The sequence below is a fragment of the Halorubellus sp. JP-L1 genome (assembly GCF_011440375.1).
Lineage (GTDB): Archaea > Halobacteriota > Halobacteria > Halobacteriales > Natrialbaceae > Halorubellus.
Window position 1 is genome coordinate 611,857 of sequence record NZ_JAAOIR010000002.1, and the last position, 17,936, is coordinate 629,792.

The following is a 17,936-nucleotide window of genomic DNA, read 5'->3' on the forward strand; positions in this document are numbered from 1 at the left end:
GCCGGATGCCAGATGGCCGCCTACTGCTGTTCGTCGACGAGCTCGCGGAGTTCGTCCGCGCGGTCGTCGTCGGTGACGAGCTTCGAGAGCGTCCACTCGATCTGGTCCATGACGGCCGCGTAGCCGTCGTCGGTGAGCTCGTACTGGTTCGTGCGCTTGTCCAGCTCGGACTTCTCGACGAGGTCCATGCCGACGAGTTCGTCCAGGTTCGGGTAGAGTCGGCCGTGGTTGACTTCGGTCCCGTAGTAGTCCTCGAGCTCGCGCTTGATGGCGAGGCCGTACATCGGTTCCTTGCCGAGGATGACGAGGATGTTGTGCTGGAACGCGGTGAGTTCGCGCGCGATGCCCTGTTTGCCGGTCACGGATTGCGCCTCTGACATACGTAGATACATGTCATCGAACTATTTAACAGTTCTCAACTCTTCGAACCTCGCCGGTTCGAATCGGGGCTTCGTGGGCCGGAAAAGCCGGTAAAACCGCCCCGGGCGCTCTGGAAATGGCCATCGGCTATCCAGTCTGATACATGATTCTATTGCTTTGCTATCCAAGTGCGTCCTCGAACGGTTCGCGAGAAGGCTGTTCGTCACTGTCTCGTGACGTATCTGTCTACTGACTGGTTGCGGTCTCTGAAGCTCCGGTGCGCCGAGGGAATCGAAGGGCCTATTTCGCTCTCCCCCGCAGTCTCGGCCTGCAATGACGAACCTCTGGGAAGACCTCGAGACGGGCCCGAACCCGCCCGAGGAGATCTACGCAGTCGTGGAGTGCCTCAAGGGCGAACGGAACAAGTACGAGTACGACAAGGACGTCCCCGGCGTCGTCCTCGACCGCGTGCTCCACTCGAACGTGCACTACCCGAGCGACTACGGGTTCATCCCGCAGTCGTACTACGACGACGAGGACCCCTTCGACGTCCTCGTCCTCGTCGAGGACCAGACGTTCCCCGGGTGCATCATCGAGGCCCGTCCCGTCGCGCTGATGAAGATGGACGACGACGGCGAGCAGGACGACAAGGTCATCGCGGTCCCGACGGAGGACCCGCGCTACGACCACGTCGAGGACCTCGAGGACATCCCCCAGCAGCAACTCGACGAGATCGACGAGTTCTTCTCGACGTACAAGAACCTCGAGGAGGGCAAGGAAGTGGAGACGCTCGGGTGGGAGGACAAGGCCGCCGCGAAAGACGCCATCGAGCACGCGATGGACCTCTACGAGGAGAACTTCTGACGGCGACCGCGTGACGACGGTCACGAACGGCTCCGTCCTCACGCTCGCATCTCCGTTCGGCATTCGTCCGAGTTATCGCATCCGACCACACAGATGCGTTATGAGCATGGGTAATATTATGCGGGCGTGGTGCGTAGGTCCTCTCGTCATGGCCACCGCACGTCACCCCACCGTCGACGCCGACGGCGACCCCGACGCCGACCACGACGAGGACCACGACGGTCCGTCCTCGGACCGCCCAGCCATCGGCATCGACCACCGGACCGTCGTCCCGACGAACTTCGAGCGACGGGATTGAGCGGTCTCCGTGGCCGACGCCCCCGCTCGAACCGACTGACCGCGCGGCTCCCAGGACGAACTGCGCTCGGGAGGCTCTGGAATCTCCGGGCTCACGGCCACTTCTCGCAGTAAAAGAAAGTTCTTGTATCCCACCCCGTTACAGGCTGGTATGGGTCTCTTCGACCGGCTTCGCGGCGACGACGCACCCCGCGTCGCCTTCTTCGGAATCGACGGGGTACCGTACAGTCTCGTTCGTGACAACCCCGACGTCTTCCCGAACCTGAACGCGCTCGCCAAGGAGGGGAGTGCGGGCGCGATCGACTCGATCGTCCCGCCGGAGTCCTCGGCGTGCTGGCCGGCGCTCACGACCGGGCGGAATCCCGGCGAGACGGGCGTCTACGGGTTCCAGGACCGAGAGGTCGGATCGTACGACACGTACGTGCCGATGGGGCGGGACGTCCAGGTGAACCGCGTCTGGGATCGCGTCACCGACGACGGCCGGAACGCGACCGTGATGAACGTCCCCGTGACGTTCCCGCCGCAGCGCGACGTCCAGCGGATGGTCAGCGGATTCCTGTCGCCGGGCATCGACAAGGCGTCGTACCCCGACGACCTCCGCGAGTACCTCGAGTCGATCGACTACAAGATCGACGCGAACGCGAAACTCGGGCACCAGGACGACAAGACGGAGTTCATGGAGAACGCACATGCGACCGTCGACGCGCGCTACGAGGCGTTCTCGCACTACGTCGCGGAGGACGACTGGGACCTCTTCTTCGGCGTGTTCATGACGACCGACCGCGTCAACCACTTCCTGTTCAAGGACTACGAGGACGGGACCGAGAACAAGGAGCTGTTCATGGAGTTCTACAGCAAGGTCGACGAGTACCTCGGGAAGCTCCGCGACCAGCTCCCCGACGACGTGACGATGATCGTCGCGTCGGACCACGGGTTCACGAGTCAGGACTACGAAGTCCACCTGAACGCGTGGCTGGAGGACGCCGGCTGGCTGTCGTACGAGGACGACGACCACAGCGAGCTCGGCGACATCGCGGACGACACGCGAGCGTACTCGCTCATCCCGGGTCGGTTCTACCTGAACCTCGAGGGTCGGGAGCCGCGCGGGAGCGTGCCGGAGGACGAGTACGAGGCGGTCCGCGACGAACTCAAGGCCGAACTGGAGGCGCTCGAGGGACCGGACGGGAAGAAGGTCGCGCAGCGCGTCGTCGAGAAGGAGGACGCGTTCCGCGGCGACCACGAGGACATCGCGCCGGACCTCGTCGTCATCCCGAACCACGGGTTCGACCTCAAGGCCGGGTTCAAGGGCCACGAGGACGTCTTCGGGAGCGGTCCGCGGAACGGCATGCATAGCTTCGAGAACGCGAGCCTGTTCGTCGACGACGACGACGCGAACGTCTCGGACACGGACCTCTACGACATCTCGCCGACGATCCTCGACCTGATGGACGTCGACTACGACCGGACCGAGTTCGACGGCGCGAGCCTGGTGTAGGGTCGCCTGCGGGGGCGTGCTGTCGACACGACAACGCTTTTTCGCGTGGTGCTCGAACCGTCGCGTATGGCGGACCACTCCGGGTCGCGGTCGTACACGGGTGCGGTGTCGCTATTGGTCCTGGGAGTGGCACTCACGGGGTTGTTCCTCGGCGTCGAGAACTGGTGGGTCGCGTTCGTGGTCGGGTACGGCGTGATCGTTCCGCTGGTCGGGATGCTGACCGGCGAGGAGCCCGAGACCGACGAGGAGACGGACGACGGTCGCGAGTCCGTCGACGCCCCGCGAGAGGCCTCGAACGTGCCCGGGTCGAAGGCCGACGCCCTAGACACGCTCCGGGACCGGTACGCGCGCGGCGAACTCTCCGAAGCGCAGTTCGAGCGAAAGCTTGAACGCTTGCTCGAGACCGAGACGCTCGAGGACGCCCGAGATACGGTCGACCGGCACAAACGCGACCGGGCAGACGCCCAGCGGACGACGGACGAATCGACGGACCGCGAACTCGAGTACGAGTAACCGCAGATGCGGCTGCGGTCGCGGTTACGGATGCAGTTGCGATGGCGGTCGCGGATGCGGTGGCGGTCGCAGATGCGATAGCGGTGCTGTGTCGTCCAGCGCGCCCACCGAGCGCGAACGAAGTGAGCGCTCGGGCTTTTTTCATCAACGTTTTTTCAAGGAGGGTGCGCCTCTGGCGCACCCGACGCAGAAAAAAGGTTGTCTCAGAAGAGGTCGTCGAGTTCGTCGTTCTGGAAGGTTTCTGTGTGGTCGACTGCGTCTCGTTGGTTGCGTTTGTGGGCTTCTCTGGCTCGTTCCATGAATTCGTCGACGCGGCGGCTGCGTTCGACGCCGCCGAGGAGGACGAGGGCGGCGAGGCGGTCGCTGTCGAGGGGGAAGTCGCCGCCGCGGACTTGGAGGCTGCCGGTTTCGTCTTCGAGCCACTTGCGTGCTTTCTCGACGCCTTTGCGTGGGATGACGTCGCTGCGGCCCGCGATGATGAGGAGGGCGGCGTCGGCGGTGGTGGCGTCGGGGAGGCTGGTGCCGGTGAGGAGGGCGTTCCGCGTGATGGTGGTGACGGCGTTGATGTTGTCTTCGGCGGTGTCGCCGCTGACGGCGCTGGCGTAGCCGAGGCAGGCGATGCCGCCTTCGCGGAGGGTGTTGATGATCTCCGAGGAGTCGACGACGGATTCGGCGACGCCGTCGACGTTCTCGCCGCTCGCGAAGAGGAGGCCGACGCGCTGGGCGATGTTCTGGTTGATGGTCGCGAAGGCTTCCTCGACGCTTTCGCCGGCGTCGTGCCAGGCGTCGTTGTCGACGAGGAGCGTCGAGTCGGTTTCGCGGGCGAGCGTCTTCAGGGAGCGTCCGGCGTTCGCCTGGTACATGGCGCCTTCGCCGCGGCCGGGGAGGATGCCGAGGCCGTAGACGGGAACCGAGTAGACGCGCTGGAGTTCCTTCGCGAGGACGGGCGCGCCGCCGCTGCCGGTGCCGCCGCCGAGGCCGGCGACGACGAAGATCGCTTCGGCGCTCGCGGTGATCTTCCCGTCGAGGCCGTCCATCACTTCGATGGCGTCCGCTTGCATGACCTCGGCGCCGAGTTCGTTGTCGCCGCCGACGCCGTGGCCGTTCACGCGATCCTGGCCGACGAGTTGCGTCTCGATGTCGAGGTTCCGGAGGTCGGCTTCGGCGGTGTTGACGGCGAGTGCGCCCTGGACGGCGCCGAAGTCCATCTCTTGGTCGAACTCGGCGAGGCGCTGGGTGAGTTTCCCACCCGCCTGTCCGACGCCGATGAGGACCACTTTCATGTCACGCTGTTTTCCGTGGTGGGCACATAGACCTTCCCCATGCCCGATGGGTGTCGACGCCGCGGCAGTGGGTGGTCGGCGACGGCTCCCTGACGCCGAGGGTTGATGTGAGAGGGGGCGGCGAGGTGGCTGCATGCCAGGTGACTTCGAGGAGCGGCTCGCGGCGGTCGACGATGCGCTGGACGACGGGACGCCGACGGCGTCCGGCGACGACCCGGGAGCGACGGCGTTCGGCGACGACCCGGGAGCGACGGCGCCCGGAGGCGCCGCTGACGCGGCGAGCGGCGCGAGTGCGAGCGCTGCGGACGCGACGGGCGGCGGAACTGCGAACGCGGGCGACGGTGCCGGGTGGTCGGCGTCCGCGGCCGACGACGGGACGGTGGCCGACGACGGGAGCGCGGCCGCGGCGGACGTGGCGGCGTTGACCGAGCGCGTCGCGGAGCTGGAGGCGGCGGTGCAGGCGCTCCGGGGGTACGCGGGGAGCGTGCGCGCGGTGAACGACCGCGTGGAGGAGCGCGCGGACGCGGCGGTCGCGACCGCGGACGACCTCCGCGAGCGCGTTGCCGCGCTGGAACGGGACGCTCCCCGTGGTTCCGGGGCGTCCGCGGGCCGCGAGCGAGCACCGACGTCCGACCGAAGTCGGGTGCCGGTGGACGCGAGCGAGGCGACCAGTGGAGGGACCGAGACCCGTGCGTCGACTACCGACCACGGTCGGCCTCGCGACGCTGGCCGGGGCGCCGACGAGCGTCGACGGGACGACTCCGCCCGAGCCGGCGATGGTGGCCGCCGTCGCGATGGCGCCGACACGGAGGGCGAGGTGGTCGCGTGGCCGCCCGAGGAGCCGCGGGCGCCGTACGAGGATCCGGACGCGGACGACGACCGCGAGCAGCCGGGGTTAGTCGCGCGGCTCCGTGACGCGCTGTGACGCTCCGGGTCCTGGCGGCGGTCGCGCTCGCGGTGGCGTTGCTCGCGGTCGCCGCGCCCGGCATCGAGGCGGCGCGCGAGCGTGCGACCGTCGAGGCGGTCTCGGGGGACGCCGACCGACTGGCGCTGGCGGTCGAGCACGTCTCGGGGGCGCCGCGGGGGACGCGGCGCGTCGTCGCCGTCGACGTTCCGGAGGCCGCGGTCGGAACGGCTGGCGTCGCCGAGGTCCGGGTGTCGGGGCGCACGGTCCGGTACCGGCTCGCGAGCGGTCGCCGCGGCGGTCGCGCGCTGCCCGCATCCGTCAGCGCGCCGGACGGCCCGCTCGTACTGGAGACGTCGGGCATGCACCGGATCGCGGTGTCGAAGACGGCGTGTGGCGTGGTGGTCGCGCGCGCCACCGGGGACGCCGAGCGTTTATCGGGGGAGGCGCGGCCACCGTCGGCATGTTCGACCGACGCGACGACTGTGCGTGCACGACGAGCATCGAGGGCGGCGCGCTCTGCGTCGACGGAAGCGACTGCGATGGTGACGCGCTCTGCGTCGACGGAAGCGACTGCGATGGTGACGGCGACCTCGTCGCGAACGAGGGCTGTCGCGCGACCGTCGTCGCCGCGTGCCGCGACCGCACCGTGGACGCCGTCAGGGTGCGCGCGCGTGGGTTCGAGCGTCGGTACGGCGACCGCGCGGTCGCGCTGTTCGTCGCTGCCGGTCGATTCCTCGCTCGACTCGGCGACGCCTCTGACCCGCTCGCGGAGCGCGTCCGTCGCGACCCGCTCGGGGCGGCCGAGAGCGCTCGCGCTCGCGCTCCGCCGGTCTCGGAGTGGGCGGCCGAATCCGGGCTCCTCGTTGCGGCCGAAGGCATCGCCGGTTACGACGCGCTCGCCGTCCACGAGGGCCCCGTCGTCGCACCGGTCCGCGTCCGCCTGACTCCGCCCGCCGACTGGACCGCCGAAGAGACACGGAGCCTCTCGACGGGCGGCGTGGCGACGCGGTACCGCGACGACCGCGGTCGGCCGCGCTACCACCTCCGGCCGGCGTGGGCGTCGCTCGACGACGCGGGCCGGGACGCGTTCCGGCGGGCGTACGAGCGCGTCGCCGCCGGCGACTACGGCGGCACGGCTCGCGCCCGCCGGCGCGCGGTGGACGCCGTTACGGACGGCGACGCGGATTCGGACCCGGACTCGGACCGGAACTCGCGCGTCGTCGACGTGCTCCGTCGACAGACCGCGGGCGACGGCGTCCTCGAGGACGCGTTCGCCGACCCCGCGGTGACGGACGTGTACGCGCCGAGCGACGACGACGGCCCGGCGCTGCGCGTTGGCCTCGGCGAGGACGGGTCGGTACCGACGAATTGCCGGGTGACGGTCGACGGCGCGAGCGCGCTCGCGTCGCGGGTCCGCGCGGAGAGCGGGCGGGCGTTCTCGCGAGCGACGCCGACGGTGGACGCGGCGACGACCGTCGGCGAGACCCCCGTACGCGTCGCTGGCGTTCGCGACCCGGTCGCGGACGGCGTCGGGTTCGCGTTCCGTCGCGGCGGCGAGGACGCGTTCACGCTCCCGGCGCTCGTCGCGAACGACACCGTGCCGGCCGAGGCGGCGGCGCTCCTGTCGCTCGCGACGACCAGGGCCGCGGCGACGCTCGTCGCCGGCGCTCGCGGCGCGGGGAAGACGACGCTCCTGGGCGCGCTCTGCTTCGAGCTCGACGCGACGACGCGTGCAGTCCTCGTCGAGGATACGCCCGAACTCCCGGTCGAAGCGCTCCGCGCGGACGACCGCGACGTCCAGGGGTTGCAGACGAGCGAACGCGGCGACGCGCTCTCCGCCGCGGACGCGCTCCGGACGGCGCTCCGCCTCGGGGAGGGCGCGCTCGTCGTCGGCGAGGTCCGCGGCGAGGAGGCCCAGGTGCTCTACGAGGCGATGCGCGTCGGCGCGAGCAGCGACGCCGTCCTCGGGACGATCCACGGGGACGGCGCGAGAGCGGTGCGCGAGCGCGTGGTCGAGGACCTCGGCGTGTCGGCGTCGTCGTTCGCCGCGACGGACTGCGTGGTGACGTGCCGGCGCGTGACGGTCGACGGGAGCGTCGAGCGGCGCGTCGCTCGCATCGAGGAGGTCGTCGGCGCGGGCGACGACGCGACGTTCCGCTCGCTATACGAACTCGACGACGACGGCCGCTTGCGGGCGACGAGCCGCATCGCTCGCGGGAACAGCGCGCTCGTCGCGGATCTGGCGACGCCGACGGAGGACTACGCGGCCGTCCGGGATGCGCTCGCGGACCGCGAGGCGCTGCTCGCCGACCGGGCGAGGGCGGGGCGACTCGACCCCGGAGCGTGGTCGGCGTGACCTCGGGCGTCGGAGACGACGTCACCGGCCCGCGCGAACGCGAGCGACGGGTCGCGGTCGCGTGCGGGCTGCTCGCCGCGCTCGCGCCGGTCGAGGCAGCGGCCGGCGAGGACCTGCGCGGGGCGCTCGGCGACCTCGGCGTCCCGGTCGCCGCGGAGACGCTCGTCCGCGCCGGCTACGGCGCTGGCGTCCTCGTGGCACTCGCTGGCTTCCTCGCGGGCTGGGTCGTCGGGCTGTCCGTGTTCGTGCTCGCGCCAGTCGCGCTCGCGGTCGTCGTCGCCGTCGCGCACGGCGTCCACGAACTCCCGGGCATGCTCGTCGCGGTCCGGAAGCGGCGCGCGCTCGGGCGAGCGCCCGACCTCGTCGCCCGGATCGCACTTCGATTGCACGTCGAACCGGCCCTGGAGCCCGCGGTGGCGTTCGCCGCGGACGCGACGGACGACCCGCTCGCTGACGCCCTCGGCGCGCACGCCCGGCGCAGCGGCCGCCTCGACCGGGCGCTCGCCGCGTTCGCGGACGCGCACGCCGACGCCGCACCGGGCCTCCGGAGGGCGTGTCACCTGCTCGCGAGCGCGCCCGACGCGCCAGACGGCGACCGCGGGCGCCGCATCGATCGCGCGTTCACCGCGGTCCTCGACGGCACCCGCGACCGCCTCCGCACGTACACCACGGGACTCAGCGGCCCCGTGAACGCGCTGTACGCGTTCGGCGTCCTCCTCCCGCTCGCGCTCGTCGCCGTTCTCCCCGCCGCCGGCGCCGTCGGCCTCCCCGCCACGCTCCCGCTCGTCGTCGCCGTCTACGACGTCGCGCTCCCGCTCGTCCTCCTTGGGGCGACGGCGTGGGTGCTCGCGAACCGGCCCGTGGCGTTCCCGCCGCCGCGCGTCCCCCGCGACCACCCGGCCGTCCCGACGCGACGGTGGCCGGCCCTCGTCGTCGGCGCACTTGCCGGCGCGACCGTCGCCGGCGGCGTCCTCGCGCTCGCCGACGGGGCCGTCGTCGAACTCCCCGTCACCGAACTCGTCCCGCGATGGGTCGCGCCGATCCTCGGTGTCGCGGTCGGCGTCGGCGTCGCCAGCCATCGCCTCGCCGCGGCCGCGGGCGACGTCCGGGACCGCGCGCTCGCCGTCGAGGACGGCCTCGTCGACGCGGCGTACGCGGTCGGGCGACGGGTCGCGGACGGGGACGCCGTCGAGGACGCGCTCGCGGCCGGCGCGGACGTCCCCGGCGCGACCGGCGAGGCGTTCGCGGACGCGCTCGGCGTCCAGCGCCGCCTCGGCGTCGGCCCCCGCGACGCGTTCCTCGGCGAGCACGGCGCGGTCGCTGCGCTCCCGAGTCAGCGTACCCGCGCCGTCGTCGACCTGCTCGCGCTCGCCGCCGCCCAGGGCGCACCCGCGGGCGAGGCGGTCGTCGCGGTCGCTGACCACCTCGAGGACCTCGCCGCCGTCGAGCGCGCGTGTCGCGACGACCTCGCCGCGGTCACGGGCACGCTCCGGTCGACGGGACGCGGGTTCGGGCCGCTCGTCGGCGGCGCCACCGTCTCGCTCGCCGGGAGCCTCGCCGCACCGGGCTCGCTCCTCGGCGACGCACCGAGCACGGGCATCGACCCGACCGCACTGGGCCTCGCCGTCGGCGCGTACGTCCTCGTGCTCGCCGCCATCCTCGCCGTGCTCGCCGTCGTCCTCGAAGCCGGCCTGGACCGCGTCGCCGTCGGCCGCGAGGTCGCCGCCGCAATCCCGACGGCGGGCGTCTCGTTCACAGCCGGCGTCGTCCTCACGAACGCACTCGTCTGAGATCGGACGCGACGGGTCGACCGCGAGCGTCGCGCGGACGCGTCGAGAGGCCGCCGAGGGTTCAAGTACGGAGCCGCGGCGACGCCCTGCATGTTCGACGTGCCGCTATCCGCGACGTACTGCTTCCTGGGGCTCGCCGCCGCGAGCCTCGTCGTGGTCGGCGTCGCCGCCGACCTACCGACGCGACCGCCGCCGGACGCTCGCGCAGCGGCGAACTCCGTGGACGCGCTCGCCGCGAGCGACTACCCCGGGACCGCGACCCATCCCCTCGAGGCTTCGAGCGTCCGCGTGACGCCACGCAGTCTCGGGCTCCGCACCGACGCGGGCGCGACCCACGCCCGGTTCGCGTTCGGGCCGGTGACGCCCGTCGACGCGGACTCGCGACTCGGTGCGGTCGCCCGCGGCACGCCACCGAGCGAGGCGTTCGAGTCGCCGCGAGCGCTCGCGGCGATGGCCGAAGCGACCCGCGAGGACGCCGGCGACGCCACGTGGCGGTCGGCTCGCGACGAGATCGTCGTCCGCCGCGTCAACTGGGGTGACGTGCATGTCACGCTCGTCCTCACCTGAGTCGACGCCCCGGGCGTCGCCGCCTGGACAGTCGACGACCCGGCGATCGCGGACCGGCGACGACCGCGCGCAGACCGGGCCACTGCCGGCGCTCGCGGCGACCGTCGTCGTCGGCGCGGCGCTCGCGCTGTACGCGGGCGGCCTCTACGACGCCTTCCCGTCGCCGAGTGATCCGCGAGTGGCGGAGCCAACGCTCGAGCGCGCCAGCGCCACGCTCGCGGAGGATGGCGTCCTCGACCCCGGAGACCTCTCGGACGCCCTCTCGAGCGCACCGGCGGGCTACGACGTCGCGGTGTCGTTGTCCGCGGCGGGCGACCGCTGGCGCGTCGGGCCCGCCAGTCCGCCGGACGCCGCGACCGCGAGCGAGCCCGTGAGCGTCCGCGTCGCCCCCGGCGTGGTCGCCACGGGCCGCCTCCGCGTGGAGGTCTGGCAGTGACTCGCGCACGCGCCGGCGGCCTCGGCGTCGGGGCAGGAGCGACGTCGCCGCGAGTCGACCGCGGGTTGAGCACGACGCTCGACGTGACGCTCTGCCTCCTCCTGGTGTCTGCCGCCGTCGCCGTGCTCGCCGCGGCCGGCCCACCGCCGGACCGCCACGACCCCGCGAGCGCGAACGCCGCCGCCGATCGGCTCGCGACCACGACCGTCACCGTCGAATACGCGCTCCAAGACGCTCACGCGGACGACCCGGTCGCACGCCGCGGTCCGGACGCGCGCGGCGCAGAGGGTGGTGAGCGGGCCGAGGGTGCCGGCCGCGGCGAGGGTGCCGGCCGCGGCGAGCGCTCGGTGCAGGGGACGACGGCGGCGCTCCTCGCCCGTGCGGCGGTCGCGGACGTCGCCGTCGACGCGAGCGAATCGGCTGCCGGCCCCAGCGTAGAGGGGTCGTTCGAGCAGGCGGTCGTCGAGCGAGCCGAGCGCGTGCTCGCGGGCATGGACGCTCGCGCGAACGTCACTGCGACGTACGCGCCGGCGCCTGGGAGCGGCGTCAGGGGCCGCACGACGGTCGGGCCGACGGCGCCGCCGGGCGTCGACGTCGCGGTCGCTCGCGTTCGGGTCCCCGTCGGCCCGGGGCCGCGACCGACCGAGCGTCGGGACGTGGCGCGCGAGGGCGGCTATCGCGCGCTCGCGGAGGTGGTTGCGGCCGCGACGATGGCCACGGTCGCGCCGCCCGCTCGCGCGCGCTGGGGACTGCGCGACGGCGCGACCAGAGCGGCCGTCGCGGGGCGGTACGGACGCCTCGGGGACGCACTCGGCGTCGACGTGGACGGTGCGCTCGAAGGTGGCCGCGTCGGTAGCGCGAACGACCTGCTCGCTCGCGCGCTCGCCGACCTGTTCGTGGCTGCGTTCCGCGACCGCCACGACGCGCCGAGCGCGGCCGCGAGCGAGGCGGATCCGCGAACCGTCACGATCACCGTCCGGACGTGGTCGCCGTGAGGCTCGCCGAGGACGACCGCGCCCGCGTGCCGTTCGCGCTCGTCGGCGCGCTCCTGCTCGTCACCGCCGCGTCCGTCGCCGCCGTCGTCTCCCGGCCGACGCCGTCTCCGGGGCCGCCGGACGCCGAGGTCGCCGCCGAGCGCGCGACCGCGAGCGCCCGCACCGCCGTCCGGAGCGCCGTCGCGACCGCACTCGAACGCGGCGCGGCGAACCCGGTCGTTTCGCCCGCGGACGCGCCGTACGGGCGCGTCCTGAACGACAGCACGCCGTACCGGGACGCGCTCCGCGCCAGGGCGTACGTCCGCGTGCAGCGAGCGCTCTCGGCGACGACGGTCCGGGTCGGCGACGCGACCGCGACGCTCTCCGTCGCACCCGTCGAGGACCCATCGGACCTCCGCGCCGGCAAGCGCGACGTCGCGCTCGAGGGACACGGGAACGCGACCGTCGGCGTCGTCGTGCGGAACGTCACGCTCGTCGTCCGCGTCGACGACCGCGTCGTCGAACGCGACGTCCGCGAGATCGAGACGACGGTCGCGTCGCCCGCGCTCGTCCTCCACGACCGCGTCGCGGACTACGACGCGCGCCTCGACCGGCGAGCGACGGCCGGTCCCGGGTTCGGCCGGCAGTTCGCCGCGCGCCTCTACGGGATCGCGTACGCTCGCGGGGTTGCCCAGTACGCCGGTGCGCCCGTCGGGAACGTCCTCGCGACGCGGCACGTCGCGGTCGCCGCGAACGGCGCGGCGCTCGCCGCCCAGCGCGGCTCGCTCGGCACCGTCGACGCGGCTGGCGTGCGCGCGCACCGGCGGGCCATCGCTCGCGTCGGCGTCCGCGAGGTGACCAAGCAGTGGGCGGCGCCCGGCGTCGACCCGGAGACGTACCTCGACGCCGTCCTCGGCGACCACCCCGGCGGGTCGTTCTCGTCGACGGGAGCGAGCGTTCCGAGCGTTCCGTCGGGCGACACCGGGCACGACGACGAGCTCTCGGTGTCGGTCGGGGAGACCGCGGACGACGCGTTCGCGGACCTGTTGGCGGGTCGCGACGGGCAGAGCCTCGCGGACGCCGTCGCGTCGGCGTACGACGCGCGCCTGCGTCGAGAGGTCCAGGTGCAGACGATCGAGCACGCGCGAACGCCGACGATTCGACCGCCCGGAGTCGGGTGGACGCGAGAGGGAACGACCAGGAGTCGCGACGTCACCGTCGCGGACGGCACCGCCGCCCTCCCCGCTCCCGGGCCGCGGGCGACGCGCGTCGACGCCGCGACCAGGGTCGTGACCGTCGAGCGGACGTACCGGACGCGGTGGACGCTGGCGAACGAGACGACCACGACGACCACGACGACGACCGAGCGTGCTCGCGTCGGCGTCGCCGTTCACGCCGAACACCACCCGCCGGAGGCGGTCGAGAATTCGGTGCCGTCCGCGTTCGACTCGCCGAGCGCGCTGGACCCGAACCTCGTCGACGTCGCCGAGGCGGGCGCGAACGTCCTCGCCGCCGACGACGCGGACGCGATCGCGGTACGTGCCGCGACCGGCAGCCCACCGACCGGGTCCACGTCGCTCCAGGGCGCGACGACGAACCGGACGCGCCAGTTCGTCTACCGGGACGTCGCCGCGCTCCGCGAGGGCGTCCGGAACCTCTCCGTCGAGGTCGAGCGAGGGAGCGTCCTGACCGGCGATCCGCCCACGGTGGCGTTGCTCGCTGCGGTCCGCGAGCGCCGAGCCGAACTCGCGCCCGTTCCCGACGAGTACGACGCTGTCGCCGGCGTCGCGAGCGTCGCCGCGCAGCGCGCGTACCTCGCGCACGTCGAACGGCGACTCGAGGCGCGCGTTCGCGCCGACCGGAGCGTGCTCTCGCGGACGAAGGGCGCGGTCCGGTCGGCGGTCGGTGACGTCACGGATCGCGCAGTCGGCGGGCTCGCGGGCGTCCAGCGCGCGATCGATCACCGCGGCGACGGTCGTCCAGCGAACGTCGAGAATCACCTCGTCGGGGACGTCGACGTCGCCGTCGGCGGGTCGCCGTCGTACCTCGTCGTCGACGCTGTCGACGCCGACCGCGTGCCGAGCGTCGCGCGCGCCGGTAGCGTCCACGTACTCGCCGCGCGGAACCTGAACGTGTTCACGATCCCCTCGGGCGACGCGACGAGTCGCGTCACGGACGCGGTCGCGCCGGACGGCGACGGGACCGGCCTCCGCGCCGGCGTCCGCCAGCTAGAGCGCGCGACGGACGTCGACGGCGCGAACCGGACCGACGAACTGAGCGCGCGAGCGGGTCGACTCCGGGCGTCGGTCTCGGAGTCGGTCGCGGCGACCCGGCGGACGCTCGCGAACGCGCTCGCGGACCGGACGTCGCTCGACGCCGAGGCGGCGAGCGCGGCCGTCGCGGACGCGTTCGAGACGTATCCGTCGACGACCGCGCGAGCGTCGGCGATCGTCGACGGCGACGTCACTGACCGCGTCGTGGACGCGGCCGCCGCGCGAGCGGACCGCTCGGATGCGCGGTTCCGGGACGCGACGCGAGCGCACGTCGACACCGCGCTCCGGCGGGCACGGGCGTCGAGTGCAGTCCGACCGTCGGACGACGTCGTCGCCGCGCTTCGCGGGTACCTCGACAAGAAGGCGGGCGACGTCGCGGAGAACGCCACCCGGCAGTTCGTCGGCGGCGCGCTCAACAGCACGAACGCGTCGTTCCTCGGCGTCCCGCTCGCACCCGCACCGGGGTACTGGTACGCGACCGGGAACGTCTGGGTCGTCAGCGTCCGCGGCACGTACCCGACGTTCGCCGTCCGCGCGCGGAACGCAACCACGGGCCGCCTCGGGGCGACGACGTACGTCCGCGACGGGAGCGTCGTCGCGCTCGACGTCGACGGCGACGGCGTCGACGACCGCCTCGGGTACGCCGACCGCGTCACCGCGCGAGCGACCGTCCCCGTCGGCGTCGTCGTCCCGCCCGGGAAGAACGGCGTCGGCGACCGGAACTTCGTGATGTTCGAGGACTCCCCGGGCTGGCCGTGTCCCGTCCCCGCACGTCGGCCCGGTGCGGTCGACGACACCGCGTCCGACCGGAACGCGACCGACGGGGAGTCGGCGGGGGCGGACGGCGAGTGCGGACCGGCGCGTGCGGCGAGCGTGGAGGATGAACGAGTGGGCGCGGCAAGCGTGGGAGACGGTAGCGCGAGCGCGGCGAGTGTGGAGGAGATTTGTACCCGCGGGCGAAACGACCGGACATGTTCCACGACCAGCGCCACGACGTCGACGGCCTCACGGTCGCCGACCTCCGCGCCGAGTACGCCCAAGACCTCGCCGCCGTCGTCGACGAGCACGGCGTCGACGCCGTGGTCGACGCCACCGACCTCGACCGCGACGTCGTCGCGCGCGTCGGCGACGCCGACCTCCCCGCGGACTTCACGCTCTCGGACGCCGCGAGCGTCCTCTCGCTCCGCGACGGCGTCGCCGACCCCGACACCGTCGTCGAGATCGCGTGCGACCACCTCCTCCTCGGGATGACGACCGGCGTCATGGACGTCGACGCGGTCGCGAGCGAGCTCGCGATCGACCTCGACGCGAAGGAGGTCCAGCAGAAGATCGAGCGCCGCGCACCGATGACGTTCGACGAGTTCGTCCACGTCCAGCACGTCATCGCCAGCCGGCAGCGGTAACGGTCGTCAGTCAGGGGCCAGCACGTCATCGCCAGCCGGCAGCGGTAACGGTCGTCAGTCAGGGTCCAGCACGTCATCGCCAGCCGGCAGCGGTAACGCGTCCTGAACTGGATGCGACGACTGCCGTGCGCCGGCCGTCCCGACAGCGACCCTGGCCACGGGCCGGAGTGCCGGCGATGAGGCGGGGGGTTGAAGGCTCCGCTCGCCCGACGGACGAGTATGCGAATCGTCGTCCTCGGCTGTGGCTACGTCGGCATCGAACTCGGTCGACAGCTCGTCGACCGCGGGCACGACGTCGTCGGCGTCCGGCGGTCGACCGGCGGCGTCGACGCCATCGAGCACGCGGGGTTCGACGGCGTCCGCGGGGACCTGACGGACCCGGACGACGTCGCGGACCTCCCGGACGCGGACGCGCTCGTGTTCGCCGCGTCCTCCGGCGGTCGCGGCGCCGACGCCGCGCGCGAGGTGTACGTCGACGGCCTGCAGACCGCGCTCGGCGAGTACGCAACGCGCGAGGACGCCCCGCGGCGAATCGTCTACACGTCCAGTACGGGCGTGTTCGGCGACCACGACGGCGACTGGGTGGACGAGACGACGCCGATCGGGCCGACGACGGCGAAGACGCGCGTCCTCGCGAGCGCCGAAGCGGTCGCGCTCGCCGCCGACCGCCTCTACGGCATCGACGGCACGGTCGCGCGGTTCGCCGGCCTCTACGGTCCCGACCGCTATCGGCTGTCGCGGTACGTCGACGGCCCCGTCACCGAGGGGTACCTGAACATGGTGCATCGGGACGACGCCGCCGGCGCCGTCCGGTACCTCCTCGAGACCGACCGCGGTCGCGGCGACGTCGTCCACGTCGCAGACGACGAACCGGTCGCGAAGTGGACGTTCGCGGACTGGCTCGCCGACGAGTGCGGGGAGTCGGCGCCGGAGAAGGTGACGACGAGCGAGCGCCTCGCCGACGGCGACCTGTCGGCGGCCGCCGAGCGCCGCATCCGCGCGGAGAAGCGCGTCGACAACGCGCGCCTCCGCGACCTCGGGTACGAGTTCCGGTTCCCGACGTTCCGCGAAGGGTACGAACGCGCCGTCGACGATTACCGCCACGGCGACGCCTGAAACGGGTTCGACGGGGTCGATTGGGGCGTTTGACGGCCACGAGACGGCGATTCGCCCGATGGGGGAACCTTCTTTGCCTCCGGCCCAATGTGGTCGGGCATGGGAATGCGGTTGCAGGTGTCGCCGCCCACCGATCTCCCGCGTCCGCTGGGCGACGACACCGGGGTGGCTGTCGTCGCGGCCGTTGTCGTCGTGCTCGCGACGGTCGGGGCGCTCGCGTGGTGGTGGAAGCGACGCCAGCACCCGGCACGGCGCCTGAAGCGTGCACTCGCGGGGACGGACGACGTCTCGATCTTGATGCATCCGAACCCGGATCCGGACGCGATGGCGTGCGCGATGGCTGCCGCCACGATCGCTCGAAGCGTCGATTCGACGCCAGTCCTCCAGTACCCGGGGTCGATACGGCACCAGGAGAATCGCGCGTTCCGGACCGTCCTCGACCTCGACCTGGAGCGCATCGAGACGCGCGGCGACCTCCACGAGGACGTCGTCCTCGTCGACCACAACCTGGCGCGCGGGTTCCAGGGCGCGGAGGGCGTCGACCCGATCGCGGTCGTCGACCATCACCCCGGCGAAGGCACCGGTGACGTCACGGACGTCCGCCCGGAGGTCGGCGCGTGCTCGTCGATGTTCGTCGAGTACTTCCAGGAGCTCGATGCGACCGTCGGCGCGGACGACGACCTCTCCGTGTCGCCGGAGCTCGCGACCGGGCTCGTGTACGGCATACAGTCGGACACGAACCACCTCACGAAGGGGTGCTCGGAGCACGAGTTCGAGGCGAGCGCGTACCTGTATCCCGCGCTGAACGAGGACCTCCTGGATCGGATCGCGAACCCGCAGGTCCCGATCGAGGTCCTGGAGACGAAGGCGAAGGCGATCATGAACCACGAGGTCGAGGGGTCGTACGCGGTCTGCGACCTCGGTGACGTTCCGAACGTCGACGCGATCCCGCAGGCGGCGGACGAACTCACGCACCGGGAGAGCGTGAGTGCCGTCGTCGTGTTCGGGAACTACGACGGCCTCGTTCACGTGTCCGGGCGGTCTCGCGACGACCGCGTCCACATGGGCGAGGCGTTGCAGGCCGCGATCGAGGGGATTCCGATGGCCGAAGCCGGCGGGCACGCTCGAATGGGTGGCGGGCAACTCTCGCTCGACCACATGAACGGGATCGGGCCGAGCGACGGCGTGAGTCGAACGGAGTTCTCGCAGCGACTGTTCCGGGCGATGGAGGGCGACTACTGACGGTTTTCTTCGGCGACTACTGACGGCGCTGGGAGGGACTATCGAGGCACTCGGAGGGGG

At 72.5% G+C, this 17,936-nt stretch carries 15 protein-coding genes; 13 read left to right on the forward strand and 2 right to left on the reverse strand.

The features are described 5' to 3' along the window. Positions 1-20: 20 nt before the first annotated feature. Positions 21-380 (reverse strand): PadR family transcriptional regulator, encoded by a 360-nt coding sequence (locus G9C85_RS11565; protein WP_166040063.1) that lies wholly within the window; start codon positions 378-380, stop codon positions 21-23. Positions 381-693: 313 nt separating this feature from the next. On the opposite strand from G9C85_RS11565, the gene G9C85_RS11570 reads away from it, so the two are divergent. From G9C85_RS11570 to G9C85_RS11585, 4 genes are all read left to right on the forward strand, one after another. Continuing rightward, positions 694-1,224, forward strand: a complete 531-nt coding sequence (locus G9C85_RS11570) for an inorganic diphosphatase (protein ID WP_166040065.1) — start codon at positions 694-696, stop codon at positions 1,222-1,224. Between the two features lie 148 nt (positions 1,225-1,372). Beyond that, positions 1,373-1,522 carry a hypothetical protein gene (locus G9C85_RS11575; RefSeq protein ID WP_166040067.1) on the forward strand — a complete coding sequence of 50 codons (150 nt, stop codon included), beginning with the start codon at positions 1,373-1,375 and terminating at the stop codon, positions 1,520-1,522. 150 nt (positions 1,523-1,672) lie between these two features. Further along, positions 1,673-3,016, forward strand: coding sequence for an alkaline phosphatase family protein (locus G9C85_RS11580; RefSeq protein ID WP_166040068.1), 1,344 nt, complete (start codon positions 1,673-1,675; stop codon positions 3,014-3,016). 66 nt (positions 3,017-3,082) lie between these two features. Then, on the forward strand, positions 3,083-3,529 hold the full coding sequence (locus tag G9C85_RS11585; RefSeq protein ID WP_166040071.1) for an SHOCT domain-containing protein: 447 nt from the start codon (positions 3,083-3,085) through the stop codon (positions 3,527-3,529). 203 nt (positions 3,530-3,732) lie between these two features. Here G9C85_RS11585 and G9C85_RS11590 read toward each other — a convergent pair whose 3' ends face one another. Continuing rightward, positions 3,733-4,812 (reverse strand): tubulin/FtsZ family protein, encoded by a 1,080-nt coding sequence (locus G9C85_RS11590; protein ID WP_166040073.1) that lies wholly within the window; start codon positions 4,810-4,812, stop codon positions 3,733-3,735. A 133-nt stretch (positions 4,813-4,945) separates the two neighbouring features. On the opposite strand from G9C85_RS11590, the gene G9C85_RS11595 reads away from it, so the two are divergent. The 9 genes from G9C85_RS11595 to G9C85_RS11635 all read left to right on the forward strand — a co-directional run bounded on the left by G9C85_RS11595 (position 4,946) and on the right by G9C85_RS11635 (position 17,876). Next, the gene (locus G9C85_RS11595; protein ID WP_166039030.1) at positions 4,946-5,737 is read left to right on the forward strand and encodes a hypothetical protein; all 792 of its coding nucleotides are present in this window, start codon (positions 4,946-4,948) and stop codon (positions 5,735-5,737) included. Between the two features lie 442 nt (positions 5,738-6,179). Beyond that, positions 6,180-8,075, forward strand: coding sequence for an ATPase, T2SS/T4P/T4SS family (locus G9C85_RS11600; RefSeq protein ID WP_205254349.1), 1,896 nt, complete (start codon positions 6,180-6,182; stop codon positions 8,073-8,075). Then, positions 8,072-9,865, forward strand: coding sequence for a hypothetical protein (locus G9C85_RS11605; RefSeq protein WP_166040074.1), 1,794 nt, complete (start codon positions 8,072-8,074; stop codon positions 9,863-9,865). The genes G9C85_RS11600 and G9C85_RS11605 overlap by 4 nt, the downstream gene beginning before the upstream one ends. A gap of 90 nt (positions 9,866-9,955) precedes the next feature. Beyond that, a complete protein-coding gene (locus tag G9C85_RS11610; RefSeq protein WP_166040076.1) occupies positions 9,956-10,432 on the forward strand; it encodes a hypothetical protein in 477 nt (158 codons plus the stop codon). Next, positions 10,410-10,868: a hypothetical protein gene (locus G9C85_RS11615; RefSeq protein WP_240148864.1), complete on the forward strand. Its 459-nt coding sequence runs from the start codon at positions 10,410-10,412 to the stop codon at positions 10,866-10,868. The genes G9C85_RS11610 and G9C85_RS11615 overlap by 23 nt, the downstream gene beginning before the upstream one ends. After that, positions 10,865-11,863: a hypothetical protein gene (locus G9C85_RS11620; protein WP_166040077.1), complete on the forward strand. Its 999-nt coding sequence runs from the start codon at positions 10,865-10,867 to the stop codon at positions 11,861-11,863. Before G9C85_RS11615 ends, G9C85_RS11620 begins: the two co-directional genes overlap by 4 nt. 3,223 nt (positions 11,864-15,086) lie before the next feature. Continuing rightward, positions 15,087-15,518: a DUF5791 family protein gene (locus tag G9C85_RS18920; RefSeq protein ID WP_166040079.1), complete on the forward strand. Its 432-nt coding sequence runs from the start codon at positions 15,087-15,089 to the stop codon at positions 15,516-15,518. Positions 15,519-15,737: 219 nt separating this feature from the next. After that, a complete protein-coding gene (locus tag G9C85_RS11630; protein WP_166040081.1) occupies positions 15,738-16,634 on the forward strand; it encodes an NAD-dependent epimerase/dehydratase family protein in 897 nt (298 codons plus the stop codon). Positions 16,635-16,733: 99 nt separating this feature from the next. Next, complete coding sequence (locus G9C85_RS11635) at positions 16,734-17,876, forward strand: bifunctional oligoribonuclease/PAP phosphatase NrnA (protein WP_240148865.1); 1,143 nt, start codon at positions 16,734-16,736, stop codon at positions 17,874-17,876. The last annotated feature ends 60 nt before the right edge of the window (positions 17,877-17,936 follow it).